At 57.7% G+C, this 21,760-nt stretch carries 17 protein-coding genes and 3 pseudogenes; 3 read left to right on the top strand and 17 right to left on the bottom strand.

The features are described 5' to 3' along the window. Positions 1–377 precede the first annotated feature (377 nt). Positions 378–1,615, top strand: a pseudogene (locus LMTR13_RS25675) (amidase family protein). 1,166 nt (positions 1,616–2,781) lie between these two features. On the opposite strand, the gene LMTR13_RS25680 reads toward LMTR13_RS25675, so the two are convergent. From LMTR13_RS25680 to LMTR13_RS43835, 7 genes are all read right to left on the bottom strand, one after another. Next, positions 2,782–3,762: a D-2-hydroxyacid dehydrogenase gene (locus LMTR13_RS25680; protein ID WP_065730227.1), complete on the bottom strand. Its 981-nt coding sequence runs from the start codon at positions 3,760–3,762 to the stop codon at positions 2,782–2,784. Between the two features lie 234 nt (positions 3,763–3,996). Then, entirely contained in the window at positions 3,997–5,046 is a 1,050-nt protein-coding gene (locus LMTR13_RS25685; protein ID WP_065730228.1) for an extracellular solute-binding protein, read from the bottom strand. Between the two features lie 1,016 nt (positions 5,047–6,062). Continuing rightward, complete coding sequence (locus tag LMTR13_RS25690; protein ID WP_065732975.1) at positions 6,063–7,244, bottom strand: M24 family metallopeptidase; 1,182 nt, start codon at positions 7,242–7,244, stop codon at positions 6,063–6,065. A 257-nt stretch (positions 7,245–7,501) separates the two neighbouring features. After that, positions 7,502–7,798 carry a type 2 periplasmic-binding domain-containing protein gene (locus LMTR13_RS25695; RefSeq protein WP_065730229.1) on the bottom strand — a complete coding sequence of 99 codons (297 nt, stop codon included), beginning with the start codon at positions 7,796–7,798 and terminating at the stop codon, positions 7,502–7,504. After that, positions 7,795–8,196, bottom strand: coding sequence for a type 2 periplasmic-binding domain-containing protein (locus tag LMTR13_RS25700; protein WP_065730230.1), 402 nt, complete (start codon positions 8,194–8,196; stop codon positions 7,795–7,797). Before LMTR13_RS25700 ends, LMTR13_RS25695 begins: the two co-directional genes overlap by 4 nt. Positions 8,197–8,385: 189 nt before the next feature. Beyond that, a complete protein-coding gene (locus tag LMTR13_RS43830) occupies positions 8,386–8,532 on the bottom strand; it encodes a twin-arginine translocation signal domain-containing protein (RefSeq protein ID WP_083219220.1) in 147 nt (48 codons plus the stop codon). Positions 8,533–9,822: 1,290 nt separating this feature from the next. Next, positions 9,823–10,548, bottom strand: a complete 726-nt coding sequence (locus LMTR13_RS43835; protein ID WP_083219221.1) for a gamma-glutamyltransferase — start codon at positions 10,546–10,548, stop codon at positions 9,823–9,825. Between LMTR13_RS43835 and LMTR13_RS25710 the strand changes: the two are divergent. Continuing rightward, positions 10,549–11,114: pseudogene (locus LMTR13_RS25710) on the top strand (transposase); the annotation flags it as partial. It lies immediately after the preceding gene. 36 nt (positions 11,115–11,150) lie between these two features. On the opposite strand, the gene LMTR13_RS25715 reads toward LMTR13_RS25710, so the two are convergent. The 3 genes from LMTR13_RS25715 to LMTR13_RS43840 form a co-directional block, all read right to left on the bottom strand. Then, positions 11,151–12,320, bottom strand: a complete 1,170-nt coding sequence (locus LMTR13_RS25715) for a M24 family metallopeptidase (RefSeq protein WP_065730233.1) — start codon at positions 12,318–12,320, stop codon at positions 11,151–11,153. Positions 12,321–12,685: 365 nt separating this feature from the next. Beyond that, positions 12,686–13,318, bottom strand: coding sequence for an aspartate/glutamate racemase family protein (locus tag LMTR13_RS41910; RefSeq protein ID WP_335622044.1), 633 nt, complete (start codon positions 13,316–13,318; stop codon positions 12,686–12,688). A gap of 359 nt (positions 13,319–13,677) precedes the next feature. After that, positions 13,678–14,109, bottom strand: coding sequence for a hypothetical protein (locus LMTR13_RS43840; protein ID WP_156795792.1), 432 nt, complete (start codon positions 14,107–14,109; stop codon positions 13,678–13,680). Between LMTR13_RS43840 and LMTR13_RS41915 the strand changes: the two genes are divergently transcribed. Beyond that, positions 13,999–14,265, top strand: a complete 267-nt coding sequence (locus LMTR13_RS41915; RefSeq protein ID WP_065730234.1) for a hypothetical protein — start codon at positions 13,999–14,001, stop codon at positions 14,263–14,265. The genes LMTR13_RS43840 and LMTR13_RS41915 overlap by 111 nt on opposite strands. A 194-nt stretch (positions 14,266–14,459) precedes the next feature. Here LMTR13_RS41915 and LMTR13_RS43845 read toward each other — a convergent pair. The 7 genes and pseudogenes from LMTR13_RS43845 to LMTR13_RS25765 form a co-directional block, all read right to left on the bottom strand. Next, a pseudogene (locus LMTR13_RS43845) lies at positions 14,460–15,400 on the bottom strand (M20/M25/M40 family metallo-hydrolase). A gap of 810 nt (positions 15,401–16,210) precedes the next feature. After that, positions 16,211–16,507, bottom strand: a complete 297-nt coding sequence (locus LMTR13_RS39785) for a RidA family protein (protein WP_156795794.1) — start codon at positions 16,505–16,507, stop codon at positions 16,211–16,213. A gap of 339 nt (positions 16,508–16,846) precedes the next feature. Then, the gene (locus tag LMTR13_RS25745; RefSeq protein WP_065730236.1) at positions 16,847–17,644 is read right to left on the bottom strand and encodes an N-formylglutamate amidohydrolase; all 798 of its coding nucleotides are present in this window, start codon (positions 17,642–17,644) and stop codon (positions 16,847–16,849) included. After that, positions 17,641–18,897 (bottom strand): M20 aminoacylase family protein, encoded by a 1,257-nt coding sequence (locus LMTR13_RS25750; RefSeq protein WP_065730237.1) that lies wholly within the window; start codon positions 18,895–18,897, stop codon positions 17,641–17,643. Before LMTR13_RS25750 ends, LMTR13_RS25745 begins: the two co-directional genes overlap by 4 nt. A gap of 107 nt (positions 18,898–19,004) precedes the next feature. Then, positions 19,005–19,748, bottom strand: a complete 744-nt coding sequence (locus LMTR13_RS25755; RefSeq protein ID WP_065732977.1) for an amino acid ABC transporter ATP-binding protein — start codon at positions 19,746–19,748, stop codon at positions 19,005–19,007. 125 nt (positions 19,749–19,873) lie between these two features. Next, the gene (locus LMTR13_RS25760) at positions 19,874–20,848 is read right to left on the bottom strand and encodes an amino acid ABC transporter permease (RefSeq protein WP_065730238.1); all 975 of its coding nucleotides are present in this window, start codon (positions 20,846–20,848) and stop codon (positions 19,874–19,876) included. Between the two features lie 51 nt (positions 20,849–20,899). Further along, positions 20,900–21,724, bottom strand: coding sequence for a transporter substrate-binding domain-containing protein (locus LMTR13_RS25765; RefSeq protein WP_065730239.1), 825 nt, complete (start codon positions 21,722–21,724; stop codon positions 20,900–20,902). Positions 21,725–21,760 lie beyond the last annotated feature (36 nt).

The following is a 21,760-nucleotide window of genomic DNA, read 5'->3' on the forward strand; positions in this document are numbered from 1 at the left end:
CAGGTAGAAGGCCTACCCATCAGCCGAGGCGCGGACGCTGTCTCCGGCTCGATAGATTTCCGCATGAATGGCGTGGCTTTCGCCGCACACATGCCAGTCTTGCGGTGCCCTTGCGGCGAGCCGCAATGCACCCCGCGCCTAAAGCGACTGTAGCCGTTGCAGCTCGACGCGCTCAAGACGCTCAAGGGGCGCCTCATTTCGCAGTATTGGTTCGATCACGGCTGATTCTTGCAGTTATTGTCCCTCGATACGCTTCAATTATCGCTCGTTCGCTGGGGTGATGCGCGTAGACGTGAACGCCCGGGTCAAGAGTCTCCGGCTGCGCCGCGCCAAACGAATTCCTGCAAGCCGACAATCTCCGCAAGGGAGCCTCCGTCATGATTTCGCTTTCGGATCTCAGGCGCCGCATCGATGAGGGAGAGCTCTCGCCGGCTGCTGCGCTCTCGCAATCACTCGCGGCGATCGAGGCACACGAAAAGAACATCGGCGCCTTTGTCTGCCACGCGAAGAGTCCGCGGGCCAGAAATGAGGGGCCTCTGCGCGGCATTGCTGTCGGAATCAAGGACCTCATCGATACCTCAGATCTTCGACGGAAATGGGCTCGCCGATCTACAAGGGCTGGCAGCCGCGTGCGGATGCGTCAGTGGTGATGCTGCTTAAGCGCGCGGGTGCAACCATCGTCGGCAAAACCACAACGTGTGCTTTCGCCGGACATGATCCCACTGCCACACTTAATCCGTGCAATCATAATCACACACCGGGCGGCTCTTCGGCAGGCTCAGCGGCAGCCGTGGCCGCCGGCATGTTTCCACTCGCGTTAGGTATGCAAACCGCTGGCTCGGTGATTCGCCCCGCCTCGTTCTGCGGCGTGGCTGCGATCAAGCCGTCTTATCGGCTGCTGCCGACCGTCGGTGTGAAATGTTATTCGTGGACGCTCGATACAGTCGGGCTGTTTGCGGCCGGCGTGGAGGACCTTAGGCTGGCGCTTGCAGCGATAACCGAGCGGTGGGAGCTTGCAGGTTACAGGTTGACGAATCCGCTACGCATCGGCGTAGTTACGCAGGGTTTTGCCGGCCCAGCTGAAGCAGAATCCGAGGCGGCATTGCGGAAAGCGGCTTCAGCGGCGCAGCGCGCTGGCGCCAACGTCCAGATCCTCGAGCTTCCCGGCATCTTTGCGGAAACTTGGCACCATCCAATCTAACATCTGGGATTTCGAGCTGCACCGCGCGCTCGCCTGGGAATACCAGACGCATCACGACGCGATTGCGCCGAAGCTGCGCGCCAGGATGGATAAGACCTTGGACATTACGCCAACAGCGTATACTGCGGCGTTGCACACCGCAAACAGCGCGCGCGCCGCATTCGCCAATGCACTCTCCGATCTCGACGTGGTCCTAACCTATTCCGCGCCTGGCGCCGCACCGAAGAGCTTGGATTCGACCGGTGGAGCGCGCTTCAACGGGCTCTGGACAGTCCTGGGCGTGCCATGCGTCAACTGCCCGCCGATATTGCAGATAACGGCTTGCCTGTCCGCGTGCAAATCATCGCGCCCTTTGGCGAGGACGCCAGAGCACTCGCCGCCGCGCGGTTCCTCGAAAGCGCACTGCGGCGCTGAAGTTCATTTGGCATGCAAAATTGGCTCTGACGCAATCCAGAGGTAGCTCTATTCTGCAGCAGATCGCTTTTCCGCTGGAATACGTTCGACGTCGACGAGCTTGACGCGCGTGCGCTGACGTTCAGCTCTTGAATCAAGACGAAGTCATTTGTCGAACCCCCAATAGTCTCTTCATAGTGCCGCGAGGGTCAGGAAGTGTGCTGTCCGAGCCCGGCGTCGCCGGGACATCGACACAATCAGAACGAGCAAGCCGCGCCCAGCTGCCCACGGCTTCAGCCGGTAAAGAAGCTCATCCGCCGGACATCGCGCCTGCTCGGCATCTCGTATTCTCCGCCCCTATGCAAGAGCGGCTCACGGCAGCATCATGGCTGTCCCTATCGCCCAACTCGACGATGCGGCAGCGGACGAGCTAAGGCCCGCGAAGCGGGGCAACATCAGCTGGTCTCTCCCGCACCGCATTAGAGGCCGGTAGCGAAATCAACAGCCCCGCCAATCCGTTTAGATCACGATTCTCTCTTGCCCGGCGACGGTCTGAATGCCTCCTGGATGGGCTTGCTGAGCGTGACCGTCGCGCTCGATCGTGCGTCCGCTAACCTCGAGCTGCCGCAGGGGGTATTCCCGCGCAATATGCGCTATCGCATAATTCACGCGTACTGGTTTGAGCATCAATAGGCTTGCGGCGCGCGTGATCGTTATCGATCGGTCAGCGCGAGACTAAATTATTTGGAGCGCAGCCTCCTGATCGGTATGCCGGTCCACCAGAGTCGGGCATGCGTCGATCAGCAGGCCGCGTTCGGTGCTTCATCAACCAAACCCGATGAAGCACAGCTTCACCTTTTCGCCTTTTCCCTTGCGATGGATCCTGATACCGGAGCCGATGGTCACGCATGATTGCTGTTCGAACGTTCTGGCGATGGACGGTTTGCTTGGGCGTTGCGTCCGCGCCTTACGCTGCCAGCGCACCTGAGTCACCCTTCGATTTGATGCTATCGGTCGGGGCACCATCCACCGATCTTGATAGCCCGACAAGCGCTTTAGTTGGGCTGCGCTTCGACCGCGGCCAGGAATTTGGCCGCGATTTAACCTTTCAGCAGCCGAACGCGCTTGTTCTTCTGCTTGAGCCGAAGCAACGGCTCGCCACGTTAAGTTCTCGCAAATGGGACCCGTCAGTAGCCCCGATTCAGATCGACCACATTACGGAGGGGTCTCTTTTCGATGAAACGCTGCAAATTCTCACCGAAAATCTCGAACACGCGAGCGGTGTAGTCGCTCGGGTAACCAGCGACATGGGGTGCAACTATGACATTAGGCATGGTCCAGAGCGGGCTATCGACGGGGAGCGGTTCTCGCTCAAACACGTCGAGGAGGGCTCCGGCGATGGTGCCTGCCTGGAGCGCCTCGATGAGCTCGCTTTCGGCAACCACGGAGCCGCGGGCGATGTTTATCAAGAAGGCGCTGCGGCGCATGAGCTGCAGCTGCTCGCGACCGATTAGCCGGGTTGTTTCCGGAAGGTGGGGAACGGCAAGGACAATGAAGTCGGATAGCTGCAAGAGCTCGGGAAGGCCATGCGGTGGGACGAGCCTGTCGACGCCCGCGATAGCCTCGCTCACGTCTCGTTTTGAGCCGATTATCGTCATTCCCGCGCTTTTGCCGCGGCGAGCGATTGCAGCACCAACTGAACCGAGCCCGACCACGCCGAGCGTCCGCTCCGCCAATGGCGGGACACATCGCGGACGCCACTCCTTTCGAGACTGCTCCCGCATAAGCCCCGGGAAATCCCACTGCATCATGCCGATACCCGTCATTACAAAATCAGCGATGAGTTCGCCATGAATACCCCGAGCATTCGTAACGATGAGGTCACTCATGCGGTCGCGGATCGGCAGGAACGCTTCAACGCCTGCGACGGTGGTCTGCACCCAGCGCAGTCGACGCGCTTTTTCAAAGAGCCGGACAGGAAAACGCGAGGGGCTAGTCAAAATAATGTCAGCCTCTGGCACATGACATTGTAGAAACTGCGCATCTTTGGCGCACAACACGCGGATATCGGGAAAGCGCCTACGGATCATCGATACATAATGATCGGATTCGGGATCATGGATGAGGACGGTGATGGCATCTTCTGCCGCAGGCCTGGAGTCTGTCATAGTCAGCTTGTCCTACTGCTTTCGCGCGGGAGCGCATCTAAAGACACGAAGGTGATGATCTAATTTATTGGGAACGACGCGACTCTCGTCGATGATTGTTGTGATGAAAGATCGCCGGAGGCCGGATCGTCCCCGAACGGAAGCGCTCCGGCGCGGGCAGTTGCTCACCCTCAACTCAATCACGAGTTCCAATCTCATGCGCCAAAAACAACGTGCTACTCGGCGTCCGCCCACCTACGTTCGCACTATTTTGTTGACCCGCTCGAGTCGGGCGCTGCGGCCTGCAATCCATCTTTTCCAATCAACTTTCTTCTTCAGGGCATTGCGCTCAGGCGAGTCGAGCAACAGATCTTTGCGGATCTCTTCCGGCAACTTGACGTCGGTAGTTACGCCATACCGAATTGCCCGAGGTAATCCGAGCATGCCTTCGTCAGAGAGCAACTGCTCAGCAAACGCGTGTACGGCTTCCGGATGCCCCATGCTCTTAACCACGTTCATGTACGTGCTGACGGAGTAGAAGCCTTTAGCAGGAACGACCGTCTCAATTGGGGTATCCTTGCTGCGCAACTCGTAGGCGCGACCGTCAAAGAAGATGCCTGCATACACTTCTTCGTTCTGGAACATCTGTATTTCGGCTACGCTAGTCTGCGCTAGCGCGACAATGTTCTGCTTCGCGGCCTCCAGAATCTTATACGCGGGCTCCATGTCCGAGACTGAGCCCCCATTTTCCTCGGCTAAGCCAAGAAAATAGAGATTGCCGGCGTCGAAAGTCGGCGCTGGAATGACCACGCGACCCTGCAGATCGGCCCGCGCAATATCTGAGTATGAGGTGAGCGGCTGCTTGATGTATTTTGAATTGTACACTGGGACGACGGTGTAGACACTGAATGGCACACCGTAGCCGTCGTATTCGCGAAAGTTCGGAAGGATACGCCGAACCTTGGGAACGTCTGTCGTCCCGATCTCCTGGATGATGCCGGCCCTAAGCAGTTCGACCATGAGGGCGCTATCAGCCTGAAACAAGTCGTATGGCGGATTGTCCTTGTTCGCGATCAGTTTGACGACATCTGCTGATTGATTGGCAGCGATGAATTGAACCTTGAGCCCATACTTCTCATCAAGTGGCGCGGCCACGCTCTTCATAAGGGCTTCGTCCCAGGCGCCGCCGAACCCGTTCACACGCAGCGTAATGCCAGCAAACTTGTTCGACCGAGCGTGAACGTAGGGCGTGGCTAGAACGGCCGTGGCAGCCGTCGCGAGCTTCAAAAACGTTCGTCTTTTCATTTTCCGATCTCCCTTCCTTTTCCCGCTCGATGAAGACGACAGTCGCTTGCTCATTCGACAAACCTTTATTTCGATAACCTGGATAATGATTGCGTTCTCGTTGTCATTTGCGCCGATCCCTTTGTACTGGCTGGATCGTGCGTCAGCGCCGCTGCCTCTCCAGTCGGTTGCAAGGGCTGAGATGAACTCACTTGAGTCGCACCACCCGCTTGGCGTTTCCAGAACAAGTGCGAGAACCGAGAGTGTGTAGCAACCAGCACACCCTCTTGAACACACTGTGCCCTGGTACTGCTGACAGAACGGTACACTTCGGGAAAAGCCGCCAACATCCGACGACCTGGCACGGACAAACAGCCCTGAGCTCTGTCGAGCGCGGCACTCGTCGGTGCAATCAAGAACTTATCAAGATTAGTGACTTTGGCCGCCCCAATACGCCAGTATATTGGTGGCCTTGCTCCGCTGCACGTTCCTCCCGCGCGTTTTCATTTAGAGATTTTACTGAACCGACGGTCCATTTCTCCTGCGAGAGTACCGCGCCTGCAGAATTAAATTTATCGATATGAGACATGCGCTAGCAGAAATTCTGCGCCTGAGGGGGCCCAATTTGACGCTTTCATGTCAATGCTGCTTCGATGAAGCCTCGCCGTGCATTTGAGAAATTCGAATGAACGCGGCCTGCCCGACACATCTCGCGCGCTTTCAGTCCCTCGCCATTCTCTTCGCCACCTGTCACGCCGGAGCCGCGGTGGGACTGCCGCGCTTGAGCCGCGCGATCTCGAACTATTCCAGCTCAACTGCCCGTGCAAGCGTACTGCGGGCGGTCGGCAATCTCCCTCGCCGCAGCCTACCTGCTATTTAGCGATCGCGCCTCAGCACGCTTTGCCGACCACACAGCCTCAAGATTCTGGACCCTCCTTACCACCTCTCGGTGCCCTGGCCCGGTCCGTCGTCACACCACAGTTTCGTCTCGGGACCGGGTACAGACGAGTTGAAACGATGCTGAGGAGAAGACATCATCACTTGACGATGAGTTCTCGTGGGAACTCACAGAAGCATTGGGCTCCGCTCTCGGTCACCCGAAGCGATTCACTGATCATCAAACCCCACTCATCGGTCCAGATTCCGGGTATGCAATGGAATGTCATATTTGGCTTGAGGACGGTCCGGTCTGATGGCCGTAGACTATAGGTGAGTTCACCCCATGTCGGCGGATATCCAATTCCAACAGGATAACCAATCCGACTCTCTTTGAGCAACCCGTGACGATTGATGACCCGCCGCCAAGCACCCTCAACTTCGCCGCACGTCATACCTGGACGGACGGATTCGACAACCGCCGTCAAACCTTCAATCAATATATTTGCCGTGTCCTTAAGTCGTGCCGGTGGCCTGCCTAGGTGAACCGCCCTTGCCAGAGGGGCATGATAACGATGCCGGCATGCACCGAGCTCAATACTGGTCAATTCGCCCTGCTTGTGCGCAGCATCTACCCACGTCAAATGAGGTGTTGCCGATAGCCGACCGGCCGGCAGCAACGGCGGCTTACAAATGTACTCTCCAGAATGGTCATCATCGCCGTATATCTCTCTATAGTAAATCTTTGCTGCAACCTGGCTTTGTCTCACGCCAGGGGCAATTTCATTTACGGCATCATGCATTGCCTGGGTTGAGATTTTTCCGGCTTGCATCATATATTCGAGTTCACTGGGCGACTTGATGGCTCTGACCCAGTTGACAAGTCGATCAGCGTCCTTGAACTGCGAATTTGGTAATTGAGCCGTGAGCACTGCGTGTGAACGCGCCGAGTAATAGTAGTTGTCCATCTCGACCGAGATGATCTTTGCGCTCAATTTTCTCGAGCGAATGATAGAGGCAATAAACTCCATGGGATGCGATGACTCGGAACCTACAAATTCGTCTCCATAGGAAAGCACGTTCTCCGGCTTCATGTAGACCGTCAGCAGTGCACCAAGCTCGTCGATGTTTCGTACCACCAAGATCGGCTCATCTTCAGCGAGAGAAACGATCAGCATCTGATGAGTATAGTATGAGCAGGCATCGTAGCCCGAGAGATAAAAGGTGTTCGCAGGACAGCTGACAAGCAGGAGGTCAACGCCTGACGCTTGCATTCTATGTTTCGTGTTGTTGACCCGCTGAGTCATTTCGGCACTTGAAAACGGTCTTTTCGGTTCGTTCATGTAGGCCCTCCCTTGGGGCACTTGTTTAGAGAAGAGACGCTTGGTTTGCACTGAGCTGGCCTTTTGGAACAGACGAACGCCGATCCCGGCCTCACCTGCGGAATTGCTCCTTTGGACCGCAGCTCCTTTTCAATTTGTATTGTCGTTACGTCGCACTTTGCTTTTGAACGAGGGAACTCCAACCGAGTTCAGCGCGGCGGGCCCGTTGCGCTCTGAGACGATGGCGGCGCACCACGGCATAAACACGTAGCCTCGAATTATTTTGTGACGCGCTCGATCCGAGCGCTGCGGTCTGCCATCCAGCGTTGCCAATCGACTTTCTTTTTCAGCGCCTTGCGCTCGGGGGAGTTGAACAGGAGGTCTTTGCGAAGGTCCTCGGTCAACGTGACATCGGTCGTTACACCATACCGAAGCGCCTGGGGTACCCCGAGCATGCCTTGATCGGAAGGTAGCTGCTCAGCCAAGGCATATGCGGCTTCTGGATGCTTCATGCCTTTGACGATACTTATGTAGATGACGATGGAGCAAATGCCCTTGGTCGGGACGACGGTCACAATGGGAAGCCCCTTGGTACGCAGTTCCTGCGCGCGACCATCCCAGAAACTGCCCGCGCCTCTTCGCTTTGAAAGATCTGCACCTCGGCGACGTTGGTCTGTGCGAGCGCGACTATATTCGGCTTCGCGGCCGTCAGTAACTGGAACGCCGGCTCCATCGTGATCGAGCCACCAATCTCCTCAGCCAGGCCGCGAAGATATAGGCTGGCGGTGTCCTGTGTCGGAGCTGGAATGACCACGCGAGCTTTCAGATCGGGCCGGGCTAGATCTGAATATGAGGTCAACGGCTGCTTGATGTATTTGGAATTGTAAACGGGAATCACGAACGCAACATTGAAAGGCATGCCGTAATCGTCGTATTCGCGGAACCCAGGAAGGATCCGCTTGATGTTGGGCACGTCCGACTCCTTGATCTCTCGATCACACCGGCCTTAAGTAGCTCGACCATGTCGGCACTATCAGCGATGTACATGTCGTACGGAGGATTGTCCTTGTTCGCGATCAGTTGATCAGGTCCGACCCCGTCGCACCGTAATTGAATTGAATCTTTAATCCATACTTTTCTTCGAGCGGCGCGCCCACGCTCTTCATGAATGATTCATCGTAAAATCCACCGTATCCTTTATGCGCAATGTAATACCGGCAAACTTCTTCGATTGCGCATGGACGTAAGGTGCACCCAGAGCGCCGGCCGCGGCCACTGTCCCGAACTTCAAGAATGTTCGCCGCTTCATTTCCGCAATCTCCTCTCTTCATTTCCCTCTGTGAAGATGCCGGCTACTCGCTTCTCTTCCCACCAACTGCCCCGCGGCGATATGGAGTAATCATCCCACGTTGCATGGAAGCGGGGCGTACGTCTTGAGAGGTATGACGATCGCCCGGGGTGCTGAGGCGCTGAAGGCGCTGCGAACAAGAATTCGGGGCACTCGAATCCATGAGCGCCGTCGAGCCTGCCGTCCAGCCCGAATAACTCGTAGCTAGAACGCTTATGAATTCCCTGCGATGACGGGACAGCCACGACTTCCGGATCACGGCTCCTTGCAAACGTTTGTCGCCCCAGAAGATGCTTGCATCTATCGCGAAGACTAATAGTCGCGGAGTTTGGTTTTAGCCATTATAAGGCTTGCATCGAAGAAATCCGGCACAATATCCGTCGATATGAAGCTTTCATACGCGAGCGCAGCCGGTGTGACGGACGCTTCCTGCTGAGTCTCCAATTCGGCGGGGTCAAATCGCGCAAGTTCGAGGGCAGTGAGACCGCCGCCGGAAGGACAAATGTTGACGGCTGGAACGTTTTCGTTCGGCTCCTTGGCGACTGTCGAGCGCGCCGCCGAGGAGAAACCTCGGTAGCCGCTCTGATTAGCGGCGAAAGGATATTTGCTGCGATGCTTTTGTCATCTGCCACCTATTATATGGACACGCATGCCTGAAGAAGCGCTGACCTCTCCTGCACTCCGTCACGAGATCGGAAGCCGACACCGAGCGAATTACCCCGCATCAATCCCTAATCCTTGCCGCGCGAGTATTTGGCTAAAGTACACGGTGAACTGCTTCACTCCGACCGCGCCGGCGCTCCAAAGCCACATTCACGATTTCCGACGAAATATTGTACCCGCCGGAAAGCTCACCGACGGAGATGTGACCGAGACTATCGTTGGCGCGGGCCGCTGCTCGTCAATGCAGGCGGATGTGGCTCCACATGCGCGCTTTCCCACGCATCATGCGCTGAGGGAGTTGGGGTTGTAAGACGTTACCAAATTTTACTTGAACTCGCAGCCGCAGGCACGCACTAGCTGCAGCTGGGTATACGAAAGAATTTCTACCGTGAACGAGCTGCCGCACTTATGGCTTGGCGACGCATGCGATCTTGCCAGCTATCTCGCGGATAAGCGTGAGCGCGTGCGATCCTTCTGGCTTCAATCACTCCGCAATCGCGTATGAGGATCGCCGCGGATCAGCGCCACCCATTACCAGACCGTCTCTCTTTCGGATCGCGTTCACTCCGCCCATGAAGCGGGACCAGGTCAACTCGCTTTACTGTCCAGCCGGCTTTGGTCAGCACATCGTTCCACTTGGAAGGGCATCTGCTCTCCAGCATAACCAACCCGCCCGTCGTCGTGGCGCAAGCGCGGCCACTCAATAGCGGACTGGATGTCCAGCCCCTGCTCGAAATGGCGTCGTATGACCTGGAGCACGCGGCTGGCCCTGGTCTCCCGGCGTGGCGATGGCGAGTTCCACGCCCCTGTCCCAGTCACCAGAGCGGGGCAGAGCGTATGGAAGGTACGAAACCCGGCACGGAGACCGCGCACCGGATCGTTGTCGAGGCGCTCGAGCATGGCGCGATTGTGCAGGACGAGTCCGTGACTTGGGCAGACAATCCCAGAGCCAAAGGACTCGAACAACGATTGGACCCACGACACAGCGCACCCAGCGGCATCTACGACAACCAATGTCGACGTGTCGCCACCGCCCGCGACGCTCATGGTAGGTCCTGCTTGAAGCGCCAATTTCCTGAGACGGTCGGGAGAGAGCAGGTCTGGCGGCAGACAGATCCTTCGCTGGTCAGCGCAGTAGGTGTCGCGCATAGAAGATGCTGCGGTTTTCCGCGCCAGATAAGCAACAGGATCGATGAGCGGATCCGATCGATCAGCGGGCGGCGGCACTGGCTGCCTTCCGACAGGGCTAGCAGAGGGTGTCAGAAAGAACGTGTAAGCAGGTTTCTGTGAGTTTACCTTACCGAGGAGACGCACATGACGACCGACACGACGATTACACCTGAACTACCGGATCAACTGCTTGCTAACTATGAGAAGGCTGAAGACCTCACAGGTGCAGACGGGCTTTTCAAGCAGCTGAAGAAGGTGCTGATTGAGCGGGCGCTTGGTGCGGAGCTGAGCGATCATCTTGGCTACGAGAAGGGAGACCCGGCCGGCCGCGGCAGCGGCAATAGCCGCAACGGGACCAGCGCGAAGACGATCCTGACCGAGGACGGCGAGATCGACATAGCTGTGCCACGCGACTGGGCCGGCAGCTTTGAGCCGCTATTGATCGCCAAGGGCCAGACCCGCTTCTACGGCTTCGACGACAAAATCCTGAGCCTCTACGCGCGCGGCATGACGGTGCGCGAGATCCAGGGGCATTTATCTGAACTTTATGGGGCCGAACTCCCGCCCGATTGATCAGCCGGGTGACCAACGCGATTCTCGACGAAGTCCGGGAATGGCAAAGCCGCCCCCTCGACCCGGTCTATCCGGTGGTGTTTTTCGACGCGCTGCGGGTCAAGATTCGCGATGAAGGAATGGTCAAGAACAAGGCCCCGGAATTTTCATCTGTCAGGTTGTTGGGTCGAATATTACATCACGAAAATCTCTCGCGGGAGAGTCGTGAACACTTCTGCGCCAGTTTCGGTAACCCTGAACGTCTCGCTGAGAGCATAGCCGAAATCTTCATCGATCCAATTGTTGAGCAGCAGGTGGAAGGTCATGTTCGGCTGCAAGACAGTCGGATCGCCTTCCTTGATGCTGGCTGTCGGTTCAAGCCAATCGATTCCAATGGAGTAGCCACACCGCGTCTCTTTCTCGAAGCCATGCTTTTTGATCGTGGTGTTGAAAGCCGTTGCGATATCGCCGCAGGTAACTCCGGGCCTGACGGCTGCGAGGGCGGCTTCCATACCGGCAACTTCACCCTCGTGAACACGGCGCAGGCGCTCTGAGGGCTTTCCGATCATGAACGTACGACTCAGTGCTGAGACATAGCCGTAGCGCACAGCACCGAATTCGAAGTTAACTTGCGACCCCTGGTGAAGAACATCTTCACTCCACCGAGTATGGGGTGTGGCCGAAAGCGGGGAGGCGCACAGGTGAAAGTCCGAAACGTCTGTGCCGGGCTTGCCATTGACGCCACGAACCAACGTGGCAATGATCTCTGCGGCCGCATCAGCTTCTCTCACGCCTGGACGGATAACCTCCTTCGCGCGTAGGATTCCCGCATCGGCAATGGCGGCGGCTTCTTTCATAACAACAATTTCGAGATCGGACTTGATCAGGCGAGTCCAGGTAATGCAGCCGCTAAAATCCCGTATCGTGGCTTGCGGCATTCTGATTTTGAATTTTTCCACCGACTGCTGTGCCAGGAATTTTGTCTCCAGCCCGACACCGCCGCTGGCTAGGCCATTGTCGTGTAGGAAGTCGATCACAGCATCAAAGCCATCCATTTCGGGATTGCCGATAAGCGTCTCGGGATAGCCGATGATCCGATTTCTATCGATGAACATCTCATATATCGCCGACGGCGCATCACAACGACGCACTACAAACGTGGGCTCTTCGTTTTTCAGAGAGACGATCAGACCTTGAGGAACATACCCGGATCTGGCGGTGTAGCCGGTCAAATAGGTGATGTTCGGCGAGACGGTGACAATCAGCACCCCGATTTCGCGCCGTTCCATTTCTGCCTTAACTACGGACAGACGTCTCAGGTATTCGCTCCGCGGAAACGCTTGGGGCCCCTTAGGCATCGCCATGACTTTCGCTCCTTCTATCGGCTAGCAACGTCTTCGATTGAGAGATTGAGAAGGCAAACTGAGGCACTAACAAATTCCGTGACGCGCCTTTTTGCCACTCACGCGGCTGGTTAGCCGAAGCCACCTGGCCACAGCGGCAACGAATGTCTTCCTTCGGCGCACTCAGCCCGGATTCGACGGGCGCCACTCTCACTTCGAGGGCGCCTGGCTCAGCTCCGAGCTAGGACCGGCCTTCCCCACTTTCGCGCGCGCAAAAGCAAACTCAGGCGACGCCAGTATTGTGGACACCCATGTCAGTCTGATCGATGCATGTCCTGAGTTACGATACTGGCTGCGGCGGCGGCACACCTCACATTGGTAGACACTCAGGCGACGGACGCGAACGTCATCCGACAGAGAGTCGTGATGTCATAGACAGGTAATCCCGTGATACGACGGATTGCAGGCGTCACCAACGGGAACACCGTGCATTCGAGCAGGATCGCGCCGATGTCCGAATGCACTGCACGGAGCCGGGCGACGGAGGCGGCAACCTCTTTCTCGATATCGGCGACGGCGGTCGGCAGCGGCGTACGCCTCATTTCGTTGTGCCACAACTGACTGCCCTCAACGCCGCCGATGACCACCCTCGCCCGCTCGGCCGGATCGTCAACCCCGAGCAGATCCTCGCCGCAATGCGTTGTGTCGAAGGTTATCACGGCGAGCTTGGCGGCGGTCGGTAGCTGGCGGAGCAAGGTGGGCACCAGAAGCAGACTCGACATCACAACAGGAACTTTCACCGACCCGGCCACCGCTGCCTGGTATCGGATGGTGAAGCCGCAGTTCGAGCCTATCGCAACGGCGCCTCGGTCGACGAGGCGCCGGGCAGCTGCAGCGTAGGCTGGCCCGAGCCGTGGATCGCCGCGAACAACGTCATCCCCATAAGCCCCAACAACGGTTTCCGAGATGGTTGAAAAGTCGAAGGTAGCTGGATTTCGCATCGAACCGACCGGAGACATCGGCAGCGTTACGTCGGGCGGCAGAGCGCGATCGAGTAGCAGAATTCCAAAAGGGCGGGTGCTGGGCGATGTCATGTGCACATGCATAGCAAGGGGCGACAGCGATCTTCGCTGAAAAATGGCTCATCTCGCTGAAATTTTTGCGATCGAGCGGCGAACTACGAATTTTTTCTGCAATCAAGCACGAAATGTAATGGAACTCTCGCACACGTGATATCGGAGATCGAGCCCATAGCCGCTCAGATCCTTGGAGCGTATGCGTGCAGGCGATCGAAGCTGCCGTTGGAGTCGATAAACCCGGAAGACCCGACAACGAGGTCCTCGTACGGCTCCCGTTACAGCAAACGCACCGCCGAGCGTTACCAAAATAACGCTCCGGCGCTCGCGGAGTTGGCCCGGGCCGGCTTGTGCCAGAAAGTGGACGTCAAAAACAGTGATCCTTCGCGCCATCCGAGATCGCTCCGTCTCGGATACCCCGACCAGCTCCGACGGAGCGATCCGTAAACTCGGAATACCCGTTTGCGAGCTAGCTGCAATTGGGGGGTCGAACGAGGCCCGTCACTTCGGAAAGCGTTCGCGCAGTTGACTTTCGAGAACTTTCCGGTGGAGGTTCGCGATATAGCGTCGATGCATTCGTAGCGTTCGGGTGATTGCCACTTCACAAAACTGCGCACCAGTGGGTGCTCGTTCAACTCCTTTTTGTCGCGCGTGACAGGCACCTCGTGGTAGCAGGCTTTCTCTCCACTTTCGTCGGGGATCGCGACTGCTTCGGCGACGGCGGCATGCTCCATCAACGCATTCGCAAATTCATCGCGATTTTTTCAGATGCTCGTCGGCCTTCGAGTGCCGAACATGCTGATTTGGTTGCAGAAGGTAGCGATGCCCGCGCCGGCGTAAATCCTGTCTTGGGTCTGTCCGGCATTTCGGCGGGAGCGGCACAAGAGTGATGTTCGAGGGCACGATGAGCTTGTGCGGCAGAGACAATCCTGCCCCCCCTCGGGCCGCTCGCGTTGAACTTCATCACTCAACCGCAGACGATCTGCAGCGGCAGCCGCCAATGTTTGTCGCTTTCCTCCGCGCCAGGCGCTTTCGCTTCGTCGACCAAGACCGCTCGCATGGCTGGTGGATTCGCCGGCATGGATCAGGATTGTTGCAGGAAGCGCGCGGCAGCACCGGCAAGGATGCGGCACCCGGCAACGAGATCTTCGGGCTTGGTGTCCTCGGTCCAGTGATGGCTGATGCCGTCAATGCTGGGGGTGAACAGCATGGCTGCCGGCATACGGCGGGCGATGATCTGCGCATCGTGACCGGCGCCGCTGGGCATGCGCTGCCAGGGCATCCGGCACGACCTCCTGCGCCGAGGCTTCTAGGGCCGACATCAGCGCGGGGTCGCTGAGCGCGGGGAGCGAGCGGTTGTCGGTGGAAAGCACGGCGGTGCAGCGCTCCGTGCGATTGCTTTCCCTGCACAAGGCGGCGCAGGCAGTCCTCGATCCGTTGCAGCGTATCCATGTCGATGTCGCGGATCTGGAACAGGATTTCGGCGGTGCCGGGGATGATGGAGGGGGCGCCGAGGGCGATGCGGCCGGTGGTCCATACCGTATTCTCGCCCGCAGATCAGCGGAAACTGGCGGTCGACAGCCGCCAGCAGGCGCACGGGGGCGAGACCGGCGCCGCGGCGTTCGGCCATGGTGGTGCCCCCGGCGTGGTCCTGCTGACCGGTGATGGCGATGCGATACTGCCCGATCGCGGCGATACCGGTGACGATGCCGGCACGTAGGTTGCGGCTTTCGAGCTGGCGGCGACGAGGCCGAGCGCGCCGTCAAGCCAGCCGGCGTGGTTCTGCGACTCGATGTGGCTGCCGATGAGGAGATGCGGACCAGGGCCGAGGTGGCGACCGTAGACATTGCCAATGCCGTCGATTGAGGGCTCGAGGCCGATTTCGGTCATGCGGTCCATCAGCCAGTGGCGGGCCTGCATGTCCTGCGGCGAGAAGGCGGGACGGTGCACGCCGGTCTTGTAGCTGCCGATCTGGCGGAGGTCGCCAAGGTCCGCGAGGAAACGGTCGGCGTCAATGTCCGGCATGGTGTTGGTCCCTGATGTAGTGGGGGAGCATGCGGGAACTAACTAAAGCAGATGTTGGATGGGGGTTTCCACCGGATGTCGTAGTGTTCCGCCCTGGTCACGGATCGTGCGGCTGTTGTCATGAGGCAGCGTAACAAGCGTCAAAGCCACCATTGCCCCGTGTATAGCTCATCGCGCCGAATTTGCGCGACCAATTGGCGAGTTGTGACGCCTTCCTACCCTAGGCGTGAATTTCGCACGACTCTCCCCGTGAAAGTAATCCTACAGGCCATAGTCGCTCAGATCGTTGATGCCGTCTCAGCGCGCGCAATCGACGCTGCCATTCAACCCGCCGATCTAGCCGAAAGGAGCGATAAGGACGTCCAGCACACCGGCGGGCTTGAAGAGAAACTGACACCTCCAGACCCCTTATCGAAGCCAGTTGTCGCGCACGAACTTCCAGACGTTCTCGCATGGATTGAACTCCAGGCATTTTCGGCGAGAGCACAAGCGTGATGTCCGAGGCACGATGAGCTCGGGTGACAGAGACCAGCTTAATTGCTGGAGACCACTCGCGTCGAACTCCATCCTCATCCCCAGACGATCTGCAGCGCCATGCCGCCAATTTTTGTCGCATTCCTCCGCGACGCCCCAATGGACGACGGCAGAGCGAGCAGGCGGTGAGCTTGGCTTGCGGTGGCCTCGAAATCTGGATCGCACCACGTATTCGAGCGGCATCGTAAAACGGCTCGGAGTGCCATCGGCGTCGGCCAACCTGCTCGGTTCACCCTTGCTCCCCGCCGCGGCTCGTACCTCCTGATCAGTGAGACATCAAATCAATTCTACTATTGCATCACATTCCACGGCGAACTGTCTCGGAAGGGCAAATACGCCAATGCTCGTCCTTGTGTGAGCGCCAACCTCTGGACCAAATATCTCGATTAAAAGCTCTGAACATCCATTGATGACTTGCGGAATCTCCTCAAAGTCCCGGGCGCAACGCACATAGCCTGTCACTCGTTGGATCTTCTTGATCAATGAAAGGTCACCGGCCGCTGCATCGGTGATTTGTGCCACCAGATTGAGTCCGCATAGGCGAGCTGCCATCACGCCTTGTTCCAGGCTCAATCCTCGCCAACAATACCTTTCAACGAGATCTTTGGGTGGTCAGAGACTTGCCCTGAAACGAAGAGCTGATTCCCGCTGACTAACCATGGCAGGTAAAGAGCGGAGGGCCGTCGAGCCGGTGGAATGTCAGTGATTGTATTTCTCAGATCGCTCATTGTTCATTTCTCCGCGATGAGCCGGGGTACGTTACAAGAACCATGCCGCCTTCGACCATCGGCTCGACTTCGCGTGACCAGCGTCGTCGCTTAGGATGAGCGGCCCATTCGCTAGGTGACTTCAACTGCGCGGACCTACTCGGCGGAAACCTCGCGAAGGCCACTGTCTATGCTGGTCCGCTGCTTATGATTGGACAGGCTTCAGCTTCGCTACAGCAGCGCGGAATGTCTTGGAAACAATATCGGTCCAACGCGCTTCTCCGACCTCGTCAGAAATAAGATCGCTTCTAATTTCAAGGAGAACATGTGGGATTCCTCGGCGCTCTCCATGCACAGGTATTGCGTAATCCAACATATCACTGACCGGATAGGGATCGTTGAGGGCAACTTTCACGCCCGGATATCGAGCTTGTACTTCCGAGAGCATGGCTTTTGCGAGCCGATCATCCCTATTAAAACATATGCAAAGCTCAATCTTACGCACTTTGCCCGTTCGCCTCATGATCGGCGTAAAGCTGTGGATTGTCAGCAGTATTGGTTTTCGCCCACGCGCTACGACACGATCCAGACCACCTGAAACCGCCTCGTGAAACGGCCGGTGGATTTTCTCAAATCGGAGCATTCGCTCTTCCGGCGTCAATGCAAGGTTCCTGGGGATTTCCGCGCCGTCGCTCACCTCCGGAATCAAGTCCGTGGCTTCGAGCGGGCGATTGCAGTCGATCACAAGTCTGCTGTAGGGTTGGATGTATAGCGGAGCATGAAGAGCGCTAGCGAGCCGACGGGACACGGCTTCTGCTCCCACGTCGTACGCAATATGCCTCTCCATCTCGCTGCTGTGGACCCCGAGATCTCCGAGACATCTCGGAACTCTTCTTCCTGCGTGCTCGCATATGAGGAAGAATTCGCTATCAACCTCTCCACCAACGATATCCACTGGCGACGGATCACCATCATCCAGATAAAAGCTGCCGCGCTCGCTCATTGGCCGCTCGCCAATCCGTGATTGCTTTTGCCTTGGTCTGTATACCGCGGCGAGGTCAATGCTGGGGCGCCACTAAGCCACCGGCGCGCTAGCTCGACCCAGTAGGTCGATCCCAGCGCGAGTATGTCGTCATTAAAATCATAACTCGTGTTGTGGAGATCGCAGGGGCCTGACCCGTGTCCTGGATCGCGGTGCTCTCCATTTCCAGCACCCAACAAAGCGTATGCGCCGGGTCGTGCCCGCAGCATCCAGGCGAAGTCCTCGGTGCCAATCACTGGTTCGATGTCCGCGTCGACCTTCTCTCCGCCAACGATCGATCTCATCACCTCAGCGGCGAAGTGCGTTTCCTCGGTGCTGTTGACCGTAGCCGGATAGCGCGCGACTGTCAGCTTCGCTTGGCAATCATGCGCCGCGGCGGTGTTCTCAACGATCCGCTGCATCCGGGACACAATCAGGTCGAGTGTCGACTCGTTGAAGGCGCGAGCGGTGCCGGCAAGCTCCACAACATCGGGGATACTGTTTCTCACTTCGCCCCCGTGGAATTTGGCGACGGTGAGCACCGCGGTATCGATCGGCCGCTTGCTACGAGTAATGATCCCTTGTAGGGCCGTAACAACGTGCGCGGCCGTCAAGACTGGGTCTTTGCCGTTGTGCGGCAAGACCGCGTGGGCCCCCACACCCTTGATCCGAATGTCAAAGTCAGCGCACGCCGCAAGGATGGAGCCGGGCCGAAGGCCAAAACTGTTCGCGGGCACTCCGGGCCAGTTGTGCAAGCCGAATACTGCGTCGACCGGGAACTTTTCAAAGATTCCTTCGTCGACCATCACTTTCGCGCCCGAGCCATTTTCTTCGGCCGGGGAGAAGATGAAGACGACGGTGCCGTCGAAATCACGTGTGCGCGCCAAATGGCGGGCTGCGCCAAGTAGCATCGCCATGTGCCCGTCGTGACCGCACGCATGCATCTTGCCGGGATACTGCGAGCGGTGCGCGAACGTGTTCATCTCTTGCATTGGCAGGGCATCCATGTCCGCACGCAGTCCGATCGCTCGGTTTCCTCCGCCGGAGCGCAACACGCCAACGACACCCGTGCGGGCAAGGCCGCGGTGCACCTCGATTCCATACCCTTCCAACGTCTTGGCAATGAGATCAGAGGTTTCCGTTTCCTCAAAACCAAGTTCCGGATGAGCGTGGAACCAGCGCCGCAGGGCCTTGATCTCTGCTTGAGCAGCTTGAATCTCGGGTATGACTTTCATGGTGGGTTCTCGGGTTTGAATTCGGCACACGCGCGCGTGTCTGCAGCCGTGACTGATTCACTCCGGTGCAGAAGTGCAGCCGAACTCTGGTTGAGCGTTGAAGCCGTTCAGTGCGACAAGATCTGGCTGAGGAAAAGCTTCGTTCTTTCGTGCTGTGGATTGGTGAAGAAGTCGTGAGGTTTGCCTTCTTCGACAATCCGACCCGAGTCCATGAAGATCACCCGGTCCGCAACGGCACGCGCAAAGCCCATTTCGTGCGTGACGCAGACCATGGTCATGCCGTCGCGCGCCAGTCCGGTCATCGTTTCCAACACTTCAGCGACCATTTCCGGATCGAGTGACGAGGTCGGTTCATCGAACAGCATAACTGCAGGCTCCATGCAGAGCGAACGGGCGATTGCGACGCGCTGCTGCTGTCCTCCGGAGAGTTGAGCCGGGTATTTGTTCGCCTGTTCCGGAATGCGCACGCGCTCGAGGAGTCTCAGTGCGGTGTTCCTTGCTGTGGCCTCAGGCACTCCCCTGATCCACATCGGCCCAACCATGCAATTCATCAGCACGGTCATGTGCGGGAAGAGATTGAAGTTCTGAAACACCATGCCGACGTTCCTGCGCACTTCAGCCACGTTGCGCATCTTGCCATGCAGCCTGATCCCGTTGACGATGATCTCCCCCTCCTGGTGCGCTTCGAGCCGATTGAAGCAGCGGATCAGGGTCGATTTTCCCGATCCGGAGGGGCCGCAAATGACGATGCGTTCGCCCTTGCGGACCGTGAGATTGATGTCCGTCAGCACCCTGAAGGTGCCGTACCACTTCGAGACATTCTTCGCTTCGATAATTTTATCTTCGGCCACAGCCGCGTGCTCCTGGCGAAATGACGCTCGATCCGTGACCGAATCAGCTCGAGGCAGATCGACATGCACCTCGGAGGCGGCGTACAACATTGAGACGTTCTTAGCTTCGTTGCCTTGGCCGACGATCATCGCACTTTGCTCCTGGCGAAATGTCGCTCGATTCGGGACTGAACGAGCTCGAGGCAGATCGACATGAGCCAATAGATGATAGCGACGGATATCAGCATCTCCATGTGATGGAAGCTGTCCTGGCCAACCGTGCGAGCAAGGAACGTCAGCTCCCACACACCGATAGCTGAGACGAGCGAACTGTCCTTCAGCATCGCAATGAACATGTTTCCCATTGGCGGAATGATTACGGGAAGTGCCTGCGGCAGGATGATCTTGCGCATGTTGAGGCTGAAGCCGAAACCCATGGATCGGGACGCCTCCCATTGGCCGCGGTCGATACTCAGAATGCCCGACCGGAAGATTTCCGTCATGTATGCCCCCAGGCACAACGCAAGCGCCAACACGCCTGCAGGGACGGCATCAATCACAAATCCCAGTTGCGGCAGGCCGAGATAGATCAGGTAAATCTGCATGAGGAGCGGCATGCCGCGAAAAAACGAGGTGTAAAAGCTGGCGATCGCATACGCGAAGCCGTTGCTTGAAAGTTTTGCAACAGCAGCGATGATCGCGATGATCGACGCGAAGATGATAGAAATCGCCGAAATATAGATCGTCGTGAACAATCCTTGCGCGATCAGAAAGGGAAGCTTTTCCTGAATGAACGGCAGACTTAAGCGAAATGCCGCGAAAAACGCGAGAAAGAGAAGCAGCGATTCAAGCCAGACAATGCCGATTTGTACCCTGAGCGGGGCAAAGCCGATCAGCACCACGTTGAGGCAGAAGATCAGGGCAATTACGAAGGCGATCGCAAAGCGCCCGTAGAATCCACTTTGCAGCGGATCACCGATCACCGGTCGCATAAGTTCGCCCATGGCGGTGCCCGTTAGGTTGAACATAAGAAACAGCGCGAGCACGAGCACGAAGATCGAGGTCACAAACCACGGCTTGTGAACAAGCACCTCGGATTCAACTGTATCAGGATAGAGCATGGCCGACCCTCAAAGGCGGCCCGGCTAGCCCGGACCGCCACCCACTTGGGCTTAATTTGCAACGGTGAAATCCACCCCGTACCACTTCACTGACAGCTTGGAGAGCGCGCCATCGTCCTTCATGCTCTTGACGGCGGTCGCAATCTTATCGTCGAATTCCGTGTCGCCATGTAGAGTCGCGAAACTTGCCGGCGCGGAGAAAAGGCCGCCGCCAAGCTGCTTTATCGGATAGCCGGATTTGATCGCCTTGCCCACGATCGTTGCCGGAGCGATGACCGCATCAACACGAATGCCATCGCCGAGACGAAGGTCGTCAAGTGCAATATTGGTGCTTTCGTAGGTCTTCACCTTGCCGGCCTTGAATTGAAATTCCACTGGCTGAGCGCCGAGCCAGTCCGGTGTTAGGGTACGATTGGCATAGGCCTCTTGCGTCGTGTTCGCCGCGACGCCGACCACCTTCCCGTCGAGATCGGAAGCCTGGGTCGCCTTACTATCCTTGTGAACAGCGGCAACCGCCTGCGAGTAGATGTATATGGCGGGGAAGCTAAATTTTTCGGCACGCGCCTTGGTCGGCACGATCTGACCCAGGGCAAGGTCCCAACGGCCCTCCCACTTGCCTGAGGCGATGATGTCCCAACCCGGCGTTACGAATTGGACCTGCACGCCCAAGTATTTCGCGATGCCCTTGACGATGTCCACATCATAACCATCGAGCTGACCCTTGTCGTTCATGAATGATGCTGGCGGCCAGTCCACCCCGGCCGCCACTTTCAGCGTCTTTGTGCCGAGCACGCGATCGAGCACGGCACCCGCATTCGCCGTCGAAGCCGCCGTGAGCGACACTGCAACTGTCAACACTCCTACAAGTCTGTTCATGCGATTGTCTTCCCTCCTTTTTTTAGCGGGCTCAGC

It is taken from the genome of Bradyrhizobium icense, from assembly GCF_001693385.1.
GTDB lineage: Bacteria > Pseudomonadota > Alphaproteobacteria > Rhizobiales > Xanthobacteraceae > Bradyrhizobium > Bradyrhizobium icense.